Genomic DNA, 22632 nt, shown 5'->3' with positions numbered 1-22632 from the left:
ATATCTAACGTTTACTAATAGCGTTCATTGAAACGGCTCGTTGCATTTTGGATTTGAAACGGTTTATGGCAGAGTCTCTTTTTAGCAGATGTTTCTGACTGATTCCGCTGTTGACTCTCTTTCTCCATAAATTAAAACTACTTCGTTTTAATTCGCCTCGCATCAATTGAATCACTTTGCTTTCGGATATTCCAAATTGAGCGTCAATGGCTTCAAATGGCGTTCTGTCTTCCCAGGCCATTTCAATTATTCTATCGGTTTCTTCTGCGGTCATAAATTCTTTTTTATTTTTAAACTGATACAAAAACCATGCAAACAGGACTCGGATCCCAGGCCAGGATACAATATTAATTTGTATTCCGGAAACCGGATTAATCCAATTATTCCGATTTCAAACTTTTGACCGGATTCATTAAAGCGGCTTTGATACTTTGAAAACTGACTGTCAAAAAAGCCACGCCGATTGTAACGATTCCGGCAATAGCAAAAACCCAGATTTCAATATCAATTTTGTATGTGTAATCCGAAAGAAATACTTTCATAACATACCAGGCCAACGGTGAAGCGATCACAAAAGCAATAGCTACCATTGCCAGAAAATCTCTTGACAAAAGTGTAATAATACTACCTACAGTCGCTCCAAGCACTTTTCTAACGCCGATTTCTTTTGTTCTCTGCGTCACAACAAACGAAACAAGTCCGAAAAGCCCCAGACTTCCGATGATAATACCGACGCCGGCAAAAAGTGTGAGAAAATTTGAAAGCTTTTGTTCATTGTCATAAAAACTTTTAATGTCATCTTCCAGAAATTTAGGGTCGTAATAATTATTTGGAAAAAGAACTTTCCAATCCTGACCGATATGTTGGATGGCCTCTGCTTTGTGAGCAGGATCAATTCGAATACTGGCGAGCTGAAAATTCCAGGAGCGGTATAAAAAAACATGCGGCATGAGATTACCCTTCAGGCTCTCTGAATAATAATTTTTTACTACACCAACGACCGTCGCTTTACCATCCCAAATTTCCAGTCTCTGCCCCAGCGCCTTTTCCGGATCTTTAAAACCCATGTCTCTGGCTGCCTTCTCATTAATAAGTACATCCGTATTTTCTGAACTGGTCTTCATACCGGTTGTGGTATCGGAGGAAGTAAGTCCACGGCCAGCGAGCAAAGGAATATGGAAAAAACTGAAATAATTTGTATCCACGTGTTGGATGCGGAATGATTTTTCATTTCCTTGAAAATTCGGATTTAATACAGTACCCCACCAGTGATTTCTTTTACTGGCGGGCGTGGTAAGACCGAATGTGACACCTTTTATTTCAGCGTGACGTGATAAATCCTGCCTGAAACGCTCTCTTAAATTATTATTTCCACGTTCCGGCATTGGTATCGTTAAAATTGCACTTTTTTCAAAACCGAGGTCTTTTTCATAAAAATATCTGATCTGTTTTATACCAAGAATGGTGCAGATAATAAGTACTTGCGCAATAACAAATTGAAGAACCACGAGTGTTGAACGCAATGAAATTCCCTTTCCTGTCGGCACAAAAACTTTGTTTTGCAATGCTTTGATCGGCTGAAATCCTGTTAGTAACATAGCAGGATATATACCAGCCAATAATGTTACAACCAAACCCAGAAAAAAAAGAAAAACCATAGTACTGAAACCCCAGACGGCTGAATCAGCAACTTTTGTATTGATAAGTTCGGCTGAATATTGTATCAGGTTTGTGGCAAAAAAACTGCCCAACAGAAGAGCAATGAAAACCAACACAAAAGTTTCTCCGAAAAACTGTGCGATTAATTGTCCTTTTCCGCTTCCGAGTATTTTTCGCATCGCAATTTCGCGGCTACGCTGAATGGCCTGAACAGTAGCAAGATTTACAAAATTGATGCAAGCAATAAAAATCAAAAACAGACCGATGCTGATTAGCGTGTAAATCAGCCATTGTGGCATGGAATAGTTATAGCTGTCTTTGTACGTATCAAAATGCATTTTCGAAATCGGCTGCAATTCATAGGAGCTGATAATGGTTTCGTATTTATGTTTTTGGACCATTTTTGTCAGTTGGCGGTTCACTGATTCCGGAGAACTTTTTTCCTTCATCAGAACAAAACCTTGATTCATGGAATCTCCCCCGCCCCAATATTCTTCATTCTGAAATTCCGGTTGCATTTGCTTCCAGGTTTCTCTCGAAATGATCATTTGAAAAGGAAATTCAGAATTGGACGGCACCTTCTTAATAATTCCGGAAACAGTCAGATCCACTTGATTATCAAAACGAAAAGTCTTGTGCATAGCATCATCACCATGAAACAATTTCTTAGCTGTTTCTTCATCCAGAACCACATTTCCTACGGCGCTCAAAGAATTTTCCGGTGAGCCCTCAATCCATTTGGCGTCCAAAATTTTCAGTATTTGGGGGGGCGAAAAGAAAACATTTTTCTGGTCAAATATTTCAGTTCCCACTTTAATACTGGCCGAACTAACGGCTTGTAAGTTCGCTGCCATTTCAACACCCGGGATTTGCGTATTAAGTGCTTTAATTACACCCTGAGGTATATGGGATTGTTCCGCTCCAAATTTATCAGTAGAAGAAACTCTATAAATCCGGTCAGCTTTTGAATGATAATTATCAAAACTATATTCAAACCTTACAATCCAGAACAAAGCAATGGCCACTCCCAGACCGAGCGTCAGGCCCGTCAGGTTAATGAAAGAATACAGCTTATTCTTTTGCAGATTTCGGAAAGCGATCTTAAAATAATTTTGTATCATATCCGGATGAAAAATTAAAGGTTTTGAATATTTATGTGCAGGTTTTCGACGACGAACAAACGGAGGTAAAACAGAAAATACACTAAAAATATAGCGGAAGGCTGCATAATAGCTTCCCCTTTCCCCATACCAGTAAGCATACAATTCTTCCAGATCTCCTAATACTTCTTCCCTGGTTTCTTCGGGATGAAACCAGGTTAACAATCTTTCAATCCAGCGCGGCGGATAGTTTTTGTTTGAAGATTTCATAAACTGCTCAGTTGAATTACATTTGGAGGCACGAGTTCCCAAAGTTCCTTACGCAACTGCTGAATATCATGAAGTGCACGGCTGCCCAAGGCAGTCACCGTAAAAATCCTTTTCCGGCGCCCTCCTCTTTCCGTAGTTGCGCCACCAAGACGTGACGTTAGAAATCCTTTTTCTTCCAATCTTATCAAGGTGTTATGAACCGTCCCGAAGGTAACTTTGCGCCCGGTTCGCTCTTCGATTTCCTGATTGATTGTCGCTCCGTAAGCATGTTCATCCAGAATGACTGCCATGAGCAATACTATTTCTTCAAATTCACCCAAATAAGTTCGTTTCATCCGCCAGAATGATTAGTTTCTATTTTGTCGTACAAATAACCTGCCAGAAGTTCTTAAATTTATAAACAACTCATAATCAATACATTAACTTATTTGTAAAAATCAAAAACTGTTCATTTCCGAACAATTCAGTTCGCGAACGTACAGTATTTTCCGAGTGGATTATTTCAGGTTAATAAACCATAAATAAGACGTACCTTACATAAAGGGCATTTTGCTAAATTCATTCTTCTCCACATCTGCTTGGTAGATATCTTTAATACCCTCATCGACAGTTTCATAGACAACAAGGTGGGCATTGCAGAAAATTTTTTAAGCCCGTCACTGGCTGCACATTTGAAAGATAACCTGAACGAATTGTATTCAGGAAAACGGCTCTTGTCGGCAGGGACCGGGAATGATATCACTTCTTCCCACAACAAACTGGTAAGAAGTGATAAAATTTACTGGCTCGACCGCAAGCATAACGATCCCTTTGAAAATGACTTTTTCGATCTGATGGATGGTTTTATCAGTCACCTGAACAGCACTTGTTACACCGGGATCACAGGGTACGAATTCCATTATACGATGTACGAAAAAGGCAGTTTTTACACAAAACATATTGATCAGTTTAAAAACAACAGCAGTCGGCAATATTCCATGATCATGTACCTGAACGCCGACTGGCAGGAAAATGACGGCGGAGAATTATGCATTCACCATGAAGATAACTTACAAAATATATCCCCAAATAACGGGAAAAGCGTTTTTTTCAAAAGCAGTGAACTGGAACATGAAGTTTTGCTGACTAACAAACCCAGAATGAGCATTACCGGATGGCTGAAAATTAACTGAGGCACATATAACAAAAAATGTCCTTGCCGATGTAGCAAGGACATTTTTTGTTATAAAACTTAACTTTAATTATACTTGGCTACCCATTTGCTTTTTATTTCTGCCCTGGCATTAATAAACTCAATATCAGTTCCTTCTGCAATGGCATCCAATGGTAAACGTAAAGGTCTCGTCCCCATTTCCATGTTGACAAGTTTTAACACACCGTCGGCAATGGTTTGCGGATTCATATTATAAGTTGCCATTTTTCCAAATAAAGCTGCGCCCAAAGCATTGAATTTCTGAGTGGCTGCGTTACCATATTCCTCAATAATTTCTAGCTTGTCAGCACTCATTCCGGATTTGCTTCCATTATTCATTTCAGTTGGATAAACGCCTGGCTGAATGCTGACATTTTCAATTCCATAATCGCTCAATTCATCCTGCATACCTTCCGTAATGCTTTCCACGCCAAATTTTGAAGCCAAATATGGAATCATAAATGGCAAAGTGTGTCCACTTGCACCGGAAGTAATGTTGATAATCAAGCCGTTTTTATTTTGACGCATGGATGGTAAAACTGCCTGGTAAGTTCTCAATACACTAAAGAAATTTACATCAAACATATTTTTAACCTGCCCGATAGAATAAGCTTCCAGCAGCCCAAAACCTGAAACGGCTGCATTGTTGATCAATACATCAATTTTACCATATTTGGCCAAGGTATGAGCCACTGCTTTTTGAATGGATTCTTCGCTGGTTATTTCAAGTTCCACAACCTCAACATTAGGCAAAGCGGATAATTCTTTTGCCGGTTCTGCATTTTTGCCATTTACGCCGCGCATACCCGCAATCACGGTATGACCTGCTTCTGATAAGGTTATAGTCATCAATTTACCAAAACCTGTACTTGTTCCTGTTATTAAAATAATACTTGACATTTTGTATCGCTGTTTAAATTTGTTGATACAAAGTTACCCGGCAGATAGGCCCGCTCCATTGATAAATGATACAATCGGTCTTGACAAATATCAAGAAAACGACTTCCCGGTTAAGCAAATAAATTATAGTTACTTGCTTAAAGAAAACAGAGAATTTTGACGTATATTGATGTCATAAATCATAATATATGAAGCACGTTTCACTCCTCATCCTCTTTATTTTTATTTTCAGTAATGTATTTGCACAAACAGGAAAAATTTCCGGCCGTGTAATTGACGCTAAAACGCTGGAACCGCTGCCTTTTACCAATGTGTATATCAACAACACAACCATCGGTGTCACAACTGATACATCCGGTAAGTTTGTTCTGCCAAATCTGCCATTAGGCTCAACTGAAATTGTTTTTTCCTTCATAGGGTACATTCCTCAGCAATTGAAAATTGTAGTGAAGGAAACTGGTAACAATCCGTTAACTATCTCACTGACCGCCGACTCCCAGCAATTATTGGAAGTTGCTATAAAATCCGGAAGAGATAAAAACTGGGAAAAGCAATTAAAAAAATTCGAGAAAGTTTTCTTTGGGAATACCGCCAATTGCAAAATACTCAATTCCTGGGTACTTGATTTTACTGAGGAAAACAATGCTATGACCGCCAAAGCGCCTATTCCGCTGGAAATTGAAAACAATATACTAGGCTACAAACTCTTCTTTCAGTTAAAAAAATTCGGCTTTTCGGCCACTGAATTTTCTATTGTAGGTAATATCAGGTTTACAGAAATGGAAACAACCGATAAGTCCGTGGCCGCAACCTGGATGAAAAACCGGGAAAGTGCTTACCGGGCTTCTGCGAAATTTCTGATGAAGTCCATACTGGATGGCAACATGAGCAAACATGGTTTTGTTTTGTATAAAGATAAATTAAAAGGAAGCCCCCGAAGCGATAATTTCAGTCTGGAAATAAAGCATAATCTTTTGCCTTATGATACAACAGGCATGGTTGCCCGCCTATCGGGAATCAATGAGTTCCGGATTGGTGTGAAAGATAAAATGGAGGTTCATAACAAACTGGATTATACCAAAAATCGTTTTTATATGGATGTCAGCAATCCCGTCAGCTGGCTTGAAGTGAGAAATGGCTACGTCCTGATCAATAAAGAAGGCACCATTTTGAACCCTACAGATGTTGCTATTTCCGGCGCTATGGCCGATGGGCGCGTATCCGGAATGCTGCCGTTTGATTACAAGCCGGGTAGTATCATTACAGTCCAGTCGCCAGAAAGTTTGCTGGCAAAAAGCCTTCAGGAAAAAGTGTATCTGCAAACCGACCGGCCTTATTATTATCCCGGAGAAAATATCTGGTTCAGCGGTTTCATGAATTACAACACTCCCGGGCTTATGGATACGTTAAGCAAGGTTTTATATGTTGATCTAATTGCGGCTGACAAAACAATCAGTAAAAATCTTGTTATCCCGATCGATAGCGGAAGAGCGGCGGGATCCATACAAATTTCTTCGAAAATAGTGCCTGGAAACTATGTTTTGAGGGCGTATACACAATGGATGAGAAACTATGGTATTGAGCAGTTCTTTTATAAACCTGTTGTAATTTTAAGTCCGACAGAAGGTATAGATGGAATCTCTTCCCAACCTGTTGCTGATAATTTGCTAAAAATAAAATTTGATAAAACGGACTACAAGACAAAAAGTAAGGTCAAAATGACTATTGGACTCGACAGCGCCCTTTTAAATAATCTGGAAAAAGGCAGCTTTTCCGTTACCGTACTGGACGAAAAGCTGACTATTCCGACAACAGAATCGACAGGTATCAAAAATGATTTTGAGATGTCGGCCATGCCCAAAGAAATAGCTCCGGATTTTAAATATCCAATAGAATCGGGTATTTCGCTGGAAGGAATTTATCAGGACAAAAAAGGGAAACCGAAGAAAGCGAAACTGACCTTGATTCCTGAAAATATGGGTGGAATTTACCAGGCTTCCACAACCAATAATGGCGAATTTTCTCTGAAAAATCTGACGTTTTATGATAGCACGAAATTCGTTTTTCAGCCTTCGGAAGGGAAAGTTATTATCGTAAACAAAGACTCGCCCTATCTTCCCGAGAAACTACCCGTATCTAATTTGAAGCATAAATTTCTTGCGACTCCTCGTATTTACAATTCTAATGATACACTTCGGGCCACTTTGCTCAAAGAATTTAAGGTAACAGGCAGCAAAATAGTTAAACAGGAGAATGGATATGCAAATCCGGATTTCTATATTAAAGGCCAAAGTATGGGAAATTTCGGCAGTGCGGCCGAAGCTATTGCGGCCAAGGTTCCGGGTTTCAAATTAATTTCCGAGGATAATAACTGGTATTTAATATGGAATCGCTTTACAATAACCGGAAGAGACGGACGTCCGAACGAACCAAACCTGTATATTGACAATGTGATGGTTACCGGTGAAACTGCGGGTAACAGATTGTTCCAACTTAATCCCGCTATGATTGATCATATTGAAGTCAACGGCATGATCACCGCCAACCAGGGAGCAAATGGCGCTAATGGTCTTGTTAGCGTTTTCACAAAAAAGACTAACGAAGTTGATGCCAGGGCATTATCCTATTTTGGTGCGCAAGGGTTTGACCGGACAATGCCTTTTCCACAACCGGATTATGATATTTTCAAGCCAGATGCAAGTCGTGCTGATAATCGTTCAACGCTCTACTGGAATCCTCGTGTTGAAATAATATCCACCCATGTACCCGCTGAGCTTTCTTTTTTCACATCCGAACAAACGGGGAATTTCCGGGTCGTTGTTGAGGGCATTACCAATAGAGGAAATACGATCCACTCCGAAGCCGTCATTCAGGTTATTGATTAGAATAATTTTGATTTAAAATCGAAACAAGGAGCAGTAAAAAATCATTTTCCCATAACCTGTTTTTTTATCCTGCTAAGCGTTTCAGGCGTAATACCCAGATATGAAGCCACCATATGACGGGGAACACGATTGGCCAAACCCGGAAATGAAGTTAAAAAGTTGAGGTATTTTTCTTCCGCAGTCAAACTGATCACTGCGTTTATTCTTTCTTGTGAAGCGTTAAAACTTCTCTGTAATATCGCATTTGAAAGCTCGTAAAAGGCTGGTATTTTTTTGCAGATTATTTCAAAATCTGCCTTCCGAATCAGAATTACTACCGAATTTTCAATGGCATCAACATTATATTTCGACGGCGTCTCATGCATCAGACTTTGTCGGTCACCTGCCCACCAGTTTTCGGTACTGAACTGGATTATATGTTCAATCCCTTTATCGTCAATACTATATCTTCTCAAACATCCTTCACAAACAAATGCATTATACCGCCAAACTTCGCCCTGCTCCAAAAGAAATTGCTGTTTCCTGATTTTCTTTACAATACAAACGGATGCGATAATCTCCCATTCTTCCTCGGATAGCGTGGCTTTTTCTGTAAGGTATTTTTTAAAAACGGATAACATGAATGCGAATTAATTTTAGCGAAACCGGACGAGTAAGATACTTATTTCTATTACATTTTCGGATTCAAGAATGTTCCTGCTACCTGAAAATCTAACGATGCCTGCGTTCATTTACGTTAAAATACTGTTCAAAAATGAACATTCCAAAAACAGGTATCCATTATAACAATTTGACTTTCAGACCCTTAAAAAACAATACTCAGTTTGGTACATAATTTGTGCATCACAGGCAGTCCTATCCCTGAAATTCAATCCTTTACATAAAGTTCTAACACTTTCCGGCCATGTTCAAAAATTACTTTAAAATCGCGATCCGTAGTTTATTGAAAAATAAACTTTTCTCGTTTATCAATATTTTTGGCCTGGCGCTGGGCATGTCGTGCAGTATGCTGATATGGCTTTGGGTAAGAGACGAAATTTCCTACAATAGTTTCTATCCCGACCTCGAACAAATTTATCTGGTTCGGGCAGGCTCTGATTGGAAAGGCGAAAAAATTGTAGGAGAAGCAACGCCCGGGCCGTGGTCGGAAGTTATTCAGAAAGAAGTACCGGAAGTTGCAGCACTCACCAAAATAACCTGGAATAGAGATTTACTCGTTAAAGTTGGTGAAAAATCCACCAAGGAAAATGGGATTTATGCTACACCGGATTTCTTCAAGGTATTTCAAACACCCTTTTTAGATGGTAATGCAAAATCCGCAATTGAACAGCCAACCTCCATCGCAATTTCACGAAAACTGGCAGAAAAATATTTCGGCAGTTCAAATGCAGTTGGAAAAACACTTAAAATGGACAACTCAAAGGATTATACTGTTAGCGCGGTTTTCGAAAATATACCGCAAAATGCCTCAGTCCAGCTCGACTGGGTTATCAATTTTAAAGTTCAGGAACAGGACTGGATGAAAACCTGGGGAAATTTCAGCTTCAAAACATTTGTTCGTCTTAACCCGCAGGCTGATCCCGTCCACGCTGATGCAATCATCAAAAAGGTAATTAAGAAAAATATGCCTCCACAGTTTGTAAGTTTCCCGATTCTTCAGGGCTTAAAAGATCTGTACCTTTACGGCGAATATGAAAATCTGAGGCCTTCCGGTGGCCGGATAGAATATGTACGTGTTTTTTCCATAGTAGCTATATTCATTTTGCTGATTGCCTGTGTTAATTTCATGAATTTGTCTACTGCACGTTCCGTCAAAAGAGCTAAGGAAGTGGGTGTCAGAAAAGTCGTGGGTGCGGAACGAAAATTTCTGGTGATGCAGTTTTTAGGAGAATCACTGATTGTAAGCGGACTTGCTGCACTTTTAGCCATGGTTTTCGTAATCAGTCTGTTGCCGGCATTTAATGAAGTAGTTCAAAAACAGATCAGCCTTAAAGCGCTGGATCCGGTTTTATGGCTTTCAATTATTTCTCTGGTGCTGATTACAGGAATGGTTGCCGGCAGTTATCCGGCCTTGTATCTCTCTTCCTTACAGCCCATTAGAATTTTAAAGGGAAGACTGACATTTACCAACAAAGGTGCTTTTCTAAGAAAAGGGCTTGTGGTTTTTCAATTCGGACTTTCAATATTCCTGATTATAGGCATGCTGGTTATTGGCCGTCAGATGAAATATATTCAAACAAAACGCCTGGGACTGAATAAGGAAAATGTACTTTACATTTCACTGGAAGGCAATTTATATAACAAACTTGAAGTTTTTCGCCAGGAAGTCCTGAATTCTCCTTTCATTTCCTCGGCTACCACAACCGGTTCTATGCCGACAAATATTCAGGGAAGCTCCGGTGATCTGGATTGGGATGGTCGTGACAAGGATTTGGTCAATACCGTCAGCGCAACTTTTGTTGGTTATGATTTTGCCAAAACGATGAATATTGAAATGCTGGATGGCCGGGATTTCTCCAAGGATTTTGCTGCGGATACCGCTAATTATATTGTCAACGAAGCGGCAGTCAAGATGATGAAAATGAAAGATCCGGTAGGGAAACAGGTGAAATTCTGGATGGGCAAAGGAACCATCGTTGGTGTCATGAAAGATTTCCATCTTAGTTCATTTCATCAGGCTATTCAGCCGCTTATTCTGGTTAATTATAAAGGCCTGAACACGGAATATATGATGATCAAAACCAAACCCGGAAAAACAAAAGAGGCGATAGCCTATGTTGAAAAAATAACCCGTTCATTTAATCCTGACTATCCTTTTACCTACCATTTCCTGGATGAGGATTATGAAAAAATGTACCGTTCAGAAATGATTGTCAATACGCTGATCAAATATTTTGGAATATTGGCCATCGTCATTTCCTGTCTTGGACTATTAGGCTTAGCAGCCTTTACGGCCGAACAGCGTACCAAGGAAATCGGGATCAGAAAAGTATTGGGCGCCAATGTTGCCAGTGTAATCGCTTTGCTTTCGAAAGATTTTATTAAGCTGATTCTGGTTTCTATTGTTCTTGCTTCGCCACTTGCATGGTACGTAATGGACAAATGGCTGCAAGATTTTGTATATCATATCGATTTATCCTGGGGCATTTTTATGCTCGCGGGTGGAATTGCCGTTAGTGTCGCTTTGTTCACGGTGAGCTTTCAAAGTGTTAAAGCTGCTTTGATGAATCCCGTAAAATCTCTGAAATCAGAATAAATTACGTTTTAGCTATTTGTTATTTTGCCAGGAATACACGAATTTTTCATTAATGTTACTTCATGAAAATTTGTGTATTCGTGGCTGAATTTTTGAAAGCTTTTGAAAATATAATTTTATCATTAATCTGTTTGATATAGATCAATATTTCTCTTTCACATTCAGGTTACAGATTCTCAAAAATTATCCGGCATTTCTTAATTTATGCGCTATGATTAAATAGCTTTACATAAAACAATAGTATTGCCAATGGGATCAATAGAAAAAGCTTTGCAACTTAAAGAACAACTTGATTCTTTAAGACCAATCAGCAAAGCGCAGGAATTAAAGATAATGCAAAAATTTCGGCTTGATTGGAATTACCATTCCAACAATTTGGAAGGCAATTCACTTACCTACGGAGAAACGAAAGCATTAATACTTTTTGGCCTGACTGCGCAAGGAAAGCCTTTAAAAGATCATATTGAAATAGAGGGACATAATGAGGCGATTGAGTGGATTCTGGATATAATCAAGGGAGAATATCCGATGACGGAATCCTTTATTCGTCAAATACATTCGCTTTTATTAAAGGAATCTTACACGGTTAATGCCATTACAGCAGAAGGGTTGCCCACAACAAAACGTGTGGAAATTGGTAAATATAAAAGTCAGCCTAACCACGTTTTGACAAGTACAGGTGAAATTTTCCGTTTCGCTACACCCGAAGAAACGCCAGCCATGATGGGCGAATTGATCGACTGGTATCGTGATAAAAGCAGTCAAAATAACGTCAATCCGATTTTACTTGCAGCAGAATTTCATTATCGCTTTATCAGAATTCATCCTTTTGACGATGGAAACGGTAGAACAGCAAGGATTCTGATGAATTTTATTCTAATGCAATTTCAGTTTCCACCCGTCATTATTAAAACAGAAGAGAAAAATAAATACTTTTTTGCTTTAAGACAGGCTGATAGTGGGCTGATCGAAGCCTTCGTAAACTACATTGCCGATAATCTGGTAAATTCTCTTGAAATAATGATACGTGGCGCGAAAGGTGAAAGTATCGAAGAACCGGATGATTTGGATAAGGAATTAGCGATTTTGGAAGCGAGGTTGAACAGAGGAAATCAGGAAGTGGAAAAGACAGTTGAGTTGATTTATGAATTGTATGACAAATCAGTTGTACCGCTAATACTAAACTTTGTAGAGGGGTGCAAAAAATTCGATACATTTTACATTGAAACAAAGCGTTTTCTTCGTGCAACTGATTATGCCAGTGATAATATTACAACTGCGATTCCCATTGTCAAGAATAAAATCAATTTCGATATAACTACGTTTGGCTTTTCAGCCTCCTACAAAGTATTTAGACATTCTGAATATGGAAATTTCGACTTCTTTACGAACATAGATGTTATGCTAAATAGTAACACATATATCGTTAGAAACGAAAGAACTAACCAAACATTAGAAAAAAATTATCAGGACCAGCTAACAGAAGACGAAATCAACACAATAGTCAACGAAGAATTAAAACGCCACAAAGACTTTATAGAACAAAAAATGAAGAATGCATAACCGCATTCTTCATTTTTATATTTGTTATTTTAAAGAATTCCCTACTCCACTTCCACCTTTTCCTCAAACTTCACAACCGCCTTTTTCTTAGCCAAATACGGTAAATAATACTGCTGATTAAATTGTTTTTTTGAATCAGTATAAGAGCTTACTGCACCTGTAAGACTCATGAATTTAATATAATAAAAAGCCATGTCAATCTGATAAGGTTTGAAACCACTTCTTGCACTTTTTGGAAAAAGATGATGGTTATTGTGCCACTCACCCGCAACCAAACCTGGCCATAACTGATTGATCGACTTATCTTTAAAGTTATAATCTACACCTTCCTGTTGTTTATCCTCTCCTTTTGCGTGACCTTCATAGTTAAATGTACGAACGCCAACTGCCCAGAATCCTGCCGCACCAAACAGTGTACAAGCAAGCGCATGTCCGCCTAGAAGATAGAAGGTAGTATACCAGAATGCCCAGTTCAGCACCCATGAAAGAACAGCCCGGCCCGGATTTACATAAGAGCCCCATTTCAAATATTGCGCATAAGTATTTGCTGTTACACCCGTGTGTTTCATCAATAATTTGACCCGGTCATAATCTGCTTCGCTCAAATCTTTTGCGATCGGCTGGTGATTTACATCGGCTAAAAAACAGTATAAAAAACCTGCTTCTGCATTGTAAGGATCGCCAGGCTGATCAGATTTTGCGTGGTGAACATGATGAGAGATTACGTAAATCTCTTCCGGTATCACGTTGATTGTCAGGTTCTGTGTAAAAAAACGCCAAAATTTATTTTTAAACTTATAAGCTCCATGTGTGCAATATCTGTGATGCCAGATGGTACCATGCGTCCCCATGATTATCATGCTGTATACAAAAGCAATTGCCAATAAAGGAAAACTGAAAAACTGAAAAATAAACAGAAAAAAGAAAGGGGCAAGACATAAAACTTTTAGCCAGCTAAAAAACGGAAGCCAGTTCTTTAGATCTCCAAAAACGTTAAGTTTTGCAAAAAATTCCTTAAAAATCTGACCTGCATCCGGTTTAATTAAATTGCCTTCATCATCCTTCCATCCATAAGAGGGGGTTTGTAATACGTGATCCAAAAATGCCATTGAGTTATTATATTTAAAAGTATTAACAGTCCTATTCTTTGCCGACTGTCTTGAAAAATGGCAGCAGATCAATCACTTGATATAAAACTAAATTTTCAAAACGGGTTATTCCAACGTAATTATTCAGATATCGTAATTTTAAGTCTATTCTTCGCCAATCTTTTGCTCCTGTAAAACAGCCCCTCTTTAACATTTCCAACTTGCACAATTCAAAGTTCTAATACTAATCAAACTCGAATAAAAGATTTTTATTGCTTATTCTACTCATAATTAGTCAGAAGCTGAAAGATATACTTTTACTTCCTGTTTTTCACCCGGCATTCGAAATTATCTCAAATTAACAAGTATTTATTCTTACTATAATATTAACGTTTGGTAATACACGTAGTAACTTTTCGTAAACCTAATATTCCTGAAAGTGCTATAAATCAATAATCCTGCGACTAAAAAATCGCAGGATTATTGATTCAAGAAGGGAAAAGTAATACCTAGACTTCTTTAAAATACGAAACTTCCCCATCCGCAGCAACTTTCAAAATAATTTCAGATTTACCTTTTGCCACTGTAACAAAGTAGTGGTCAGCATCTTCAAACTGGTTACCATACATGTACATATTGGTATCGTTGGATTCATTGTCGTCAAACATAATAACCGCTCCTATCGTGTAACCTTTATAACGTTTTTTGATTTCCTTCTGGGCATTTGCAGGTATATCTGCAAATTTTTTGATCATTGTTGTACCCACCAACTCTGAGTTGAAGTCATAAAAGGCAGTAGTCAACTGATTATTTAAAGTGAAAGTGGCTTCGTCAAATTGAACTCCTCTAACCCATTTCACATCATTTACATTTCCAAAATCTTCAAGAAAGCGGGTTTTTGAAGCAGTACGCACATCATCCGCTTCTAACTTGCGCTCCTGGCGGGCTTCTGCTTTCAATTCTTTTCTATCTGCTTTCGCTAAGGATTGTGCATGCAACGGCACAGTAACTGCGGCGAATACGAAAACAATGGCGGGTGCGATTAAATTTTTCATTGTGCTGTTTTTTTAAGTTGAAAGTGAATTAATAATCCAAAGCTAACTGCCAAAAGAAAGCCACGAAACAGCAAATAGGCAGAAAGGCAAAAGTCATAGTTGAACAGCGTCAAAGTGTCTTTATAATGCGTACTTTGTATGAAATTATTTCATGGATAAATACCGCACGCTGCTATGAAGTGTTTGATTGTAGACGACAACATTATTGCCAGAACAACTCTGAAACAACTGGTAAAACAAAATCCCGAACTTATTCTTGCGGGAGAATGCGCGGATGCCATGGAGGCGTATCGTACCATTACATCTATGCCTGTCGATTTGCTGCTATTGGATATTGAAATGAAAGGTATGAGCGGCATTGAACTGGTGAAAAGTCTGGGAGAAAAGCATCCGATTATCATTTTTACAACATCAAAAAAAGATTATGCAGCAGAAGCTTTCGAGCTGCACGTGGCAGATTATATTACAAAACCAGTTACTACTGTCAGGTTTTTACAAGCTATTGAAAAAGCATGGGAAATTCATAAAAGCAAAAAGCAGATTATAAAAAAGGATGAAGATTCTTTCATTTTCATCCGCGATTCCAACATCGTTCGGCGCCTGAAACTGGATGAAATTCTCTTTGCAGAAGCCATGGGTGACTATGTAAAATTGTACACTTCCGAAAAATTTTATTCTGTACATTCTTCCTTAAAAGAAGTAGAAAGCAAACTTCCCGAAAGTAAATTCCTGCGCGTTCACCGTTCATTTATTATTCAGGTTGGAAAAATAGATACCATCGAGGGCGGCACTTTGATCATCAACCGTAAAATGATTCCTGTTGCCGACACATACAGGGCTGCTCTCAACCAGCGACTAAAAATTTTATAACACTTTGCGGTTCCTTTTTACCGTATCAACTGCTGAAATACCCTTTCCATCTTTCGGCTATTGCTATACCTCAACGTTCGTTATAACTTTAAAATCAGCTGTACAATTACTTTTCATGATTTAATACAATGAGAATCAGGACGCTTCTTTATTACATTATTACCGGCTTTATTATTGGAACAATAACACTTGTTTTGGTCCAGTATATAACCAGTAACAACGTGAAGGAACTGATCAGCAGCAATGAAAATTTATTGCAGGAATATAAAGTCAGCAATGAACTGGTCAGGCTTCAGAAAGATCTTCTTCTTTTGGATAACAAAACAAAAACCGCTGTAATTACCGGAGATTCAACCCAAATAAAGGATTTCAAACTAGGGATTATAAAGGTCAGGGAAGATCTGGATAACCTTAAAAAGACCGATGGAGAGATTGCTTCATTGAAATACATGCAGGAACTGGATGCACTGATCAATCAGAAAATAGTATTCAGCCATCAAATGGTTGATAGCTTTTATCGCGCCGGACGGCCCGCCTCAGAAAACATATTGGCAACGGATCATGGGCTTAAACTGTCAGAAACGATCACAAACCTTACCCATAAAATTGATACCAGCGGCAGAATAGCCCTGGCTCAAAAAATTAAATATGTTGATAAAAGCGGGCAGCGCGTTTTGGATTGGAATTACTATATCATCTTATTAGTATTATTTCTATTTACAGCTGTTTTTCTAATTATCGTAAACAGAATGAAAAAACAGGCAGAACTGATAAATCAGCTTAATACAAGCGAAAAGAAATTAAAAGAAGCTGCACAAATAAAAGAGAATTTCCTGGCAAATATGAGTCATGAAATCCGTACGCCTCTGAACGCCATATTGGGATATACACATTTATTACAACGGAAAAATCTGGATAAAGAAACCATGCTTCATGTATGTACAGTCCACAAATCCGGCGAAACGCTATTATCTATCGTGAATGATATTCTGGATTTATCGAAAATTGAATCCGGTATGATGCGGATTGAAATGGCGCCATTTAATATCAGAGCTGTTATTCATGCTGTAACAGCAATGTTTCACCACAAAATCGAGGAGAAAAATTTAGAACTGTTTATTTCCATAGCAACTGACATTCCGGAAACGCTTTCAGGTGATGCAACAAGACTGACCCAAATCCTGGTAAATCTTCTCGGAAATGCCGTCAAGTTTACTTCAAAAGGCAGTATAAGTCTTGATATTTATAAAAAAACGGAAAGTTCAGAAGCGATCCTGATCGGATTTCGTATTTCCGATACCGGCATTGGCATTGAGACTGAAAAGCTCGAAACGATCTTTGAAAGGTTCCGTCAGGCAGAAGATTCCACTACCAGAAAATACGGCGGTACAGGCCTGGGCTTATCCATTGTGAGAGATCTGGTATACTTGCAGCATGGTAATATTGACGTGGAAAGCAGCTCGGGTAAAGGCACAAAAGTTTCTTTTTCAATTTCTTACAGAAAACCGGCTGGTCAAAATAAAAATACCATTTCTGAAAACAACGTCATTTTACCCAATTTCAAACCTGATCTTAAGATACTTATCGTTGAGGATAACGAAATTAACCAGGGATTGATGTCACGTTTTTTACAAGAATGGAATATGCATTATTCAATCGCTGGAAATGGAAAAAAAGCTATTGAGCTTATTGAAAATGAATATTTCGATCTTGTTTTTATGGATATCCAAATGCCGGAAATGGATGGATATTCGGCGGCGCACCATATCCGGCAAAAACTGGAACTTGATATTCCGATTGTAGCCATGACTGCCAATGCAATGGCTGGTGAACGCGAAAAATGCATGGCTCTGGGGATGAATGATTATCTGTCAAAACCGGTACGGGAAAGTGCATTGATTGACATGATAAACCGATATTCAGATAGTATTTTTTCTATCCGATCTTTCAAAAAAGAAAAGTCTGACCTTGAAAATGACTTCCTAGTTATCAACCTGCACTACATGAAAGAAATCAGCAAGGGCGACCGTGATTATGAAAAACTGGTCACTGAACAATTCATAACCTTACTTCCAAAAGAATTATCCGCACTGTCTGAGGCATTTACAAATCAGGATAACGAAAATCTTAAACGCATTGGCCACAACATGAAAACCAGTATTTCTATCATGGGCCTTGACAACCTTTTGAGCGAAAACCTGGACATAATTGAAAGTGAAAATCCTGATAAAGAAACACTTGCTACGTCGGTAACGAACGTAATACGTATCGGGAATGAAGCAATCCTGGAAGCAAATCAATTTTACTTAACACTTTGACAGAACATTTCCCCAACCGTTTAATAAGAAAAAGATAAAAAATTTAAGTATTAAAAATCTATCTCATCTTTAAAAGCGTAAGTTTTTCAAAACGGTACGATGTTCAACGAAAACGATTTGGAATGACAAACCAGGAATATTTTAGTCTATTCTCGGAAGCAATGAATAATAAAAAAATAATACGTTACGAAAATAGCAACAGCAGAGACGATTACTACGCTTATGCCATCAGAGAAACACCGGAGGGATACATATTCTTTTGTTTAATGGAAACCTTTTTTAAAGCAGGAGAAAATAAAGAAGGCTGGAAAACAGGTTCACTTTCCTCTTACCATGAGTTTCGGTCAGTCAGAGGCGTTACACTTTCATCACTAAATTTAACAAACGAAATCTTCACACCAAGAAGTAATTACAAGGAAAAGCTTCCGGTGTTAGCACAAAACGAATCTTCCTGGCTAACAGTAAATTAAAACAATAACCTAAACTAAATAAGTCCCAGAGAGTGTTCCGGAATCCGGAACACTCTGTTTAGTTCTGCGGTAATTCAACATAAAAAACATCTCCTTCTCCCGGCACGGATGTAATACTCAAATTACCTTTCAGACTTTCGATAAGGTGTTTTACCAAGCCAGTCCAAAGCCATAACCGTACCTCCGTCAGTAGTGCCGGAAGTGCAAGATCTTTAAAGTGAGTGTGAGGATCGGAAAAATCCATATCCAGTTCGGAAAGGCTGATGATCCCTGCCATCTCATTTTTGGGTATTGGAAGTTTAGGCTGAACTAATTCTTCATTAACGCTGAGTTCCATGAGAAATATTTTTACTGAAAATTAATAGCTAAATCGGACTAATCACAAGCAAATCAAAACTATCTTTTTGTAAAAAGAAAGCAATTTTAAAAACCTTAGTCTGCCATTTTTTTGCTAGAACTTTAAGCAGATTTCCTAAACATTACTTATTAAAATACAATTTTATCTTTACTATATTTGGTTAAAACAAGAGAAATTTAAAAGATAACAAATCATTCCCATTGTGATATGTACAATACTTTTAGATAATATTATTAGCAACAAAAATATCTAACCCGATCAGATTTTTGACTGCATCTCCAGCCGTTCTTTAGGAGGTACAGGGAGCACCAAGCCGCTCGTTACCGAATAAAAGGTTCCTTTGTCGTTCATACTTATATGCAGTAGCTATTTTATAATTAATTCCATTTGGATATTGCAGCGTTCATAAGGCGTGATCCTGCCCGCAACCTTCTGAAAACCAAGTTTATGGTATAGATTAATAGCAGGTTTCAGAATCGTATTACTTTCTAGATAAATCTTCGATGCACCCAGTTCTTTTGCTTTTGAAATAATGGCCTGACCTAAAAGCCAGCCGATACTTTTTCCCTGAGCTTTGGGAGAAACGGCCATTTTGGCAAGTTCAAAATCATAATCAGGATCGTCCATTTTGATTAAAGCACATACTCCCAGTGGTTCTTCCTTATAAAGAGCGACCAGAATTTTTCCACCTTTATTCAAAATATAACCTTCCGGATCATCAAGCGCTTTGAAATCTGATTCTTCCATTTTGAAGTAAGCAGAAATCCACTCCTGGTTCAAATTCCGGAAAGCTAGTTGATATTCACGCCGGTAATCCACAATTCTCACCTGGCTACTTTCCCGTAACTTTTTCTGCTCCTGTACCCTTCTTAGCAGTGTTTTTTGTTCCAAAACAAATTCCCATTCTTCTATCGCTTTCCACAGATCATTCCGCGTCTGCGCTGCAATTTCGTCAATGGCACTTGCAACATCAACATACTGATCTTCAATCTGATGCGTAACCTGCATTCCTATTTCTGATAAACAAACCACATTTCTGCGGCCATCGGTTTCGTCCTTTTTCTCCGTGACAAAACCTTTTTTTGACATTTCACTAATAATCTTACTCACCGAAGGATGCGAATGCCCGATTTCCCGGGCAATAGCCGTGATCGTTTTTTCTTCTCCTTTTGATAAAACATAAAACACCGGAAACCATTTTGGCTGCATATCAATGTCGTACAACTTATAAATTTGAGCTGCATCTTCTGTTATCTTTTCTGTCAGCATTCTAAGCCTGCTGCCTAAAGCCATTTTGCCGATATGATTGAAAAAATCCATATAATATTAATTACGTAACTGATTACGCAAATTTAAGGAAAATTATAATAGCTGTTAATTTATTTTTAGATATTATAATTTCTCATTACTGATCTTTTAAATTTATCGGCGAAGTAGTGCTTTACTATCGCGTCTCAATTTTCTGTATATCAAAAAGTTATCTGACTAATTTCAAATAAAATTCCACCTGCAAATGAAAACGTACCTTATTTTTCTGGTATCCATACTGACAATAATGGTCTGCGCTTTTATTTCAATACCAGATATTCCGGATGAAGATTGGCCGGAATACAATGGAAATGGTGACAGAAATCATTTCTCTGCCTTAAAACAGATTGATAAGGAAAATGTAACTCGGCTTAAAGTTGCCTGGACCTATCATTCCGGAGGTTCTGATACTGCCGGAAACCGGACACAGATGCAGTGTAATCCCATCATTATAAAAGGCATTTTGTATGGCGTTTCCGCCGAAACCCAGGCGTTTGCTATTGACGCTGTTACCGGAAAGCAGCTTTGGAAAACAAACCTATCCGATAACGGCGGAACCACCAGTCGTGGTGTAACTTTTTGGTCAGACAAAGAAGATAAAAGGATTTTTTTCGGAGCGGGGGAATGGCTTTATGCATTAAATGCCAATACAGGAAAACCAATTGAAAATTTTGGACAGCATGGAAGAATAAACCTGAAAGAAGGCATAGAACGCCCCGGCGCGGATGATTATGTACTTTCCAACACACCAAATACGATCTTCAAAAATCTGATCATTACCGGAACCCGGGTCAGTGAATCTGAAACTGCCCTGCTGGGAGATATCCGCGCATTTGATGTAATGACAGGCAAGAAAATCTGGACGTTTCATACCATTCCGGAAAAAGGCAAACCGGGTTATGAAACCTGGCTGAAACAACCGGCAAGGCAAAATATCGGCGGGGCAAATTCCTGGGCCGGCATGGCTATCGACAGAAAACGGGGGATTGTCTATATCCCAACGGGTTCGGCAGCTTACGATTTTTATGGTGGCAACAGGCCCGGAAAAAATCTTTATGCGAATTGTCTTCTCGCGCTAAATGCTGAAACCGGAAAAATGATTTGGCATTATCAATTGGTGCATCATGATATCTGGGACCGCGATCCGCCTTGTCCGCCTAACCTGGTAACGGTAGTACATGATGGAAAAAAAGTCGATGCCGTTGTGCAAATTACCAAGCAGGGTTATGTTTTTGTTTTTGACAGGGAAAATGGAAAACCGTTATTTCCGATCAAAGAAACGGCATTTCCAATGGATGGAGTTCCAGGTGAAAAGCCAAATCCCACGCAGCCGATACCAACTCTTCCTTTACCATTTACCCGTCAAAGTTTTACCGAAAAAGACCTTAATCCGTTTGTAGCAGACAGGGATTCGCTCGCCGGGCTCATCCGCAAAGCAAGAACGGGAAGCCCTTATATTCCGATTGGTTTTGACATGACCATTTTCTATCCAGGAACTGACGGAGGTGCACAATGGGGAGGCGCAGCGGCAGATAATGAAGGAATTTTGTATGTCCCGGCCAAAGAAATTCCGGTTTACACTTCTCTGGTCAAAAAACCTTCAACCAATGAAAATACAGCGGGTACTTCCAGACTTTATCAGCTCAATTGCGCAGCTTGTCACGGAGCAGACAGCAATGGAAATCACGACGGCTCCTATCCTTCTTTGATCAATATCGACAAAAGATTAAATCAAAAACAAGTTCATCAGCTTTTATTAAAAGGCCGGGGCATGATGCCATCTTTCTCGCATATTTCAGAAGCGGAAAGAACGTCCATTGTCGATTTTATTTTTGGTAAAAAATCTGAAAAAGAAATTACATCAACACAAAAAAGTGAAGTTCCATACCAGCATACAGGCTATAATCGATGGTATGACAGAAACGGATTTCCGATCAGTCAGCCGCCCTGGGGAACGCTTACTGCCGTAGATTTAAATTCCGGGCAACGAAAATGGCAGGTTCCGCTAGGGGAATATAAAGAACTGACAGCCAAAGGAATAAATCCAACCGGAACAGATAATTATGGCGGTCCGCTGGTAACGGCAAGCGGATTGCTGTTTATTGCCGCTTCCAAAGACGAATATATCCGGGCTTTTGACAAGGAAACCGGTAACATTCTATGGAGTGCCAAACTCCCTTTTGCCGGTTACGCCTCGCCGAGCACTTATTCCGTAAATGGCAAACAGTACATTGTCATTGCCTGCGGCGGCGGAAAGCTTAATACAAAATCAGGTGATCCGTTTGTTTCTTTTGCTTTACCTTAACAGCGGTTTTAAATTAAAATTTGACTTTTTGCTGC

The 22632-nt window shown here is 38.9% G+C and carries 17 protein-coding genes; 8 read left to right on the top strand and 9 right to left on the bottom strand.

Features of this window, described 5'->3' with window-relative positions; translation table 11 throughout:
* Positions 1-4: 4 nt before the first annotated feature.
* From FDK13_RS27335 to FDK13_RS27325, 3 genes are all read right to left on the bottom strand, one after another.
* Entirely contained in the window at positions 5-274 is a 270-nt protein-coding gene (locus FDK13_RS27335; RefSeq protein ID WP_137343204.1) for a TIGR03643 family protein, read from the bottom strand.
* A 106-nt stretch (positions 275-380) separates the two neighbouring features.
* Entirely contained in the window at positions 381-3029 is a 2649-nt protein-coding gene (locus FDK13_RS27330) for an ABC transporter permease (RefSeq protein WP_220417435.1), read from the bottom strand.
* Positions 3026-3364: a PadR family transcriptional regulator gene (locus tag FDK13_RS27325; RefSeq protein ID WP_137343203.1), complete on the bottom strand. Its 339-nt coding sequence runs from the start codon at positions 3362-3364 to the stop codon at positions 3026-3028. Before FDK13_RS27325 ends, FDK13_RS27330 begins: the two co-directional genes overlap by 4 nt.
* A gap of 243 nt (positions 3365-3607) precedes the next feature.
* On the opposite strand from FDK13_RS27325, the gene FDK13_RS27320 reads away from it, so the two are divergent.
* Complete coding sequence (locus FDK13_RS27320) at positions 3608-4201, top strand: 2OG-Fe(II) oxygenase (protein WP_137343202.1); 594 nt, start codon at positions 3608-3610, stop codon at positions 4199-4201.
* A 65-nt stretch (positions 4202-4266) separates the two neighbouring features.
* Here the strand turns inward: FDK13_RS27320 and FDK13_RS27315 are convergent, their stop codons facing one another.
* Entirely contained in the window at positions 4267-5121 is an 855-nt protein-coding gene (locus FDK13_RS27315; protein ID WP_137343201.1) for an SDR family NAD(P)-dependent oxidoreductase, read from the bottom strand.
* A 188-nt stretch (positions 5122-5309) separates the two neighbouring features.
* On the opposite strand from FDK13_RS27315, the gene FDK13_RS27310 reads away from it, so the two are divergent.
* Complete coding sequence (locus FDK13_RS27310) at positions 5310-8006, top strand: TonB-dependent receptor (RefSeq protein ID WP_137343200.1); 2697 nt, start codon at positions 5310-5312, stop codon at positions 8004-8006.
* Positions 8007-8047: 41 nt separating this feature from the next.
* Here the strand turns inward: FDK13_RS27310 and FDK13_RS27305 are convergent, their stop codons facing one another.
* Positions 8048-8626, bottom strand: a complete 579-nt coding sequence (locus FDK13_RS27305; RefSeq protein WP_137343199.1) for a Crp/Fnr family transcriptional regulator — start codon at positions 8624-8626, stop codon at positions 8048-8050.
* Between the two features lie 284 nt (positions 8627-8910).
* On the opposite strand from FDK13_RS27305, the gene FDK13_RS27300 reads away from it, so the two are divergent.
* Entirely contained in the window at positions 8911-11262 is a 2352-nt protein-coding gene (locus tag FDK13_RS27300; protein WP_137343198.1) for an ABC transporter permease, read from the top strand.
* 249 nt (positions 11263-11511) lie between these two features.
* Complete coding sequence (locus FDK13_RS27295) at positions 11512-12825, top strand: Fic family protein (RefSeq protein WP_137343197.1); 1314 nt, start codon at positions 11512-11514, stop codon at positions 12823-12825.
* Positions 12826-12866: 41 nt separating this feature from the next.
* On the opposite strand, the gene FDK13_RS27290 is transcribed toward FDK13_RS27295, so the two are convergent.
* Complete coding sequence (locus FDK13_RS27290; RefSeq protein ID WP_137343196.1) at positions 12867-13934, bottom strand: fatty acid desaturase; 1068 nt, start codon at positions 13932-13934, stop codon at positions 12867-12869.
* A gap of 488 nt (positions 13935-14422) precedes the next feature.
* On the bottom strand, positions 14423-14968 hold the full coding sequence (locus FDK13_RS27285) for a hypothetical protein (RefSeq protein WP_137343195.1): 546 nt from the start codon (positions 14966-14968) through the stop codon (positions 14423-14425).
* A 174-nt stretch (positions 14969-15142) separates the two neighbouring features.
* Here FDK13_RS27285 and FDK13_RS27280 point away from each other — a divergent pair, with 174 nt between their 5' ends.
* The 3 genes from FDK13_RS27280 to FDK13_RS27270 all read left to right on the top strand — a co-directional run bounded on the left by FDK13_RS27280 (position 15143) and on the right by FDK13_RS27270 (position 18626).
* On the top strand, positions 15143-15838 hold the full coding sequence (locus tag FDK13_RS27280) for a LytR/AlgR family response regulator transcription factor (RefSeq protein ID WP_137343194.1): 696 nt from the start codon (positions 15143-15145) through the stop codon (positions 15836-15838).
* Between the two features lie 128 nt (positions 15839-15966).
* Entirely contained in the window at positions 15967-18156 is a 2190-nt protein-coding gene (locus tag FDK13_RS27275; RefSeq protein ID WP_137343193.1) for a response regulator, read from the top strand.
* A gap of 122 nt (positions 18157-18278) precedes the next feature.
* Complete coding sequence (locus tag FDK13_RS27270) at positions 18279-18626, top strand: hypothetical protein (protein WP_137343192.1); 348 nt, start codon at positions 18279-18281, stop codon at positions 18624-18626.
* Positions 18627-18684: 58 nt separating this feature from the next.
* On the opposite strand, the gene FDK13_RS27265 is transcribed toward FDK13_RS27270, so the two are convergent.
* Both FDK13_RS27265 and FDK13_RS27260 read right to left on the bottom strand, forming a co-directional pair.
* A complete protein-coding gene (locus FDK13_RS27265) occupies positions 18685-18963 on the bottom strand; it encodes a hypothetical protein (RefSeq protein ID WP_137343191.1) in 279 nt (92 codons plus the stop codon).
* Between the two features lie 387 nt (positions 18964-19350).
* The gene (locus FDK13_RS27260) at positions 19351-20304 is read right to left on the bottom strand and encodes a bifunctional helix-turn-helix transcriptional regulator/GNAT family N-acetyltransferase (RefSeq protein ID WP_137343190.1); all 954 of its coding nucleotides are present in this window, start codon (positions 20302-20304) and stop codon (positions 19351-19353) included.
* 193 nt (positions 20305-20497) lie between these two features.
* Between FDK13_RS27260 and FDK13_RS27255 the strand changes: the two genes are divergently transcribed.
* A complete protein-coding gene (locus tag FDK13_RS27255) occupies positions 20498-22597 on the top strand; it encodes an outer membrane protein assembly factor BamB family protein (protein WP_137343189.1) in 2100 nt (699 codons plus the stop codon).
* The last annotated feature ends 35 nt before the right edge of the window (positions 22598-22632 follow it).

It is taken from the genome of Dyadobacter frigoris (genome assembly GCF_005280585.1).
Lineage (GTDB): Bacteria > Bacteroidota > Bacteroidia > Cytophagales > Spirosomataceae > Dyadobacter > Dyadobacter frigoris.
Note: the sequence above shows the minus strand (reverse complement) of the source record. Positions and strands in the feature narration are given on the sequence as shown.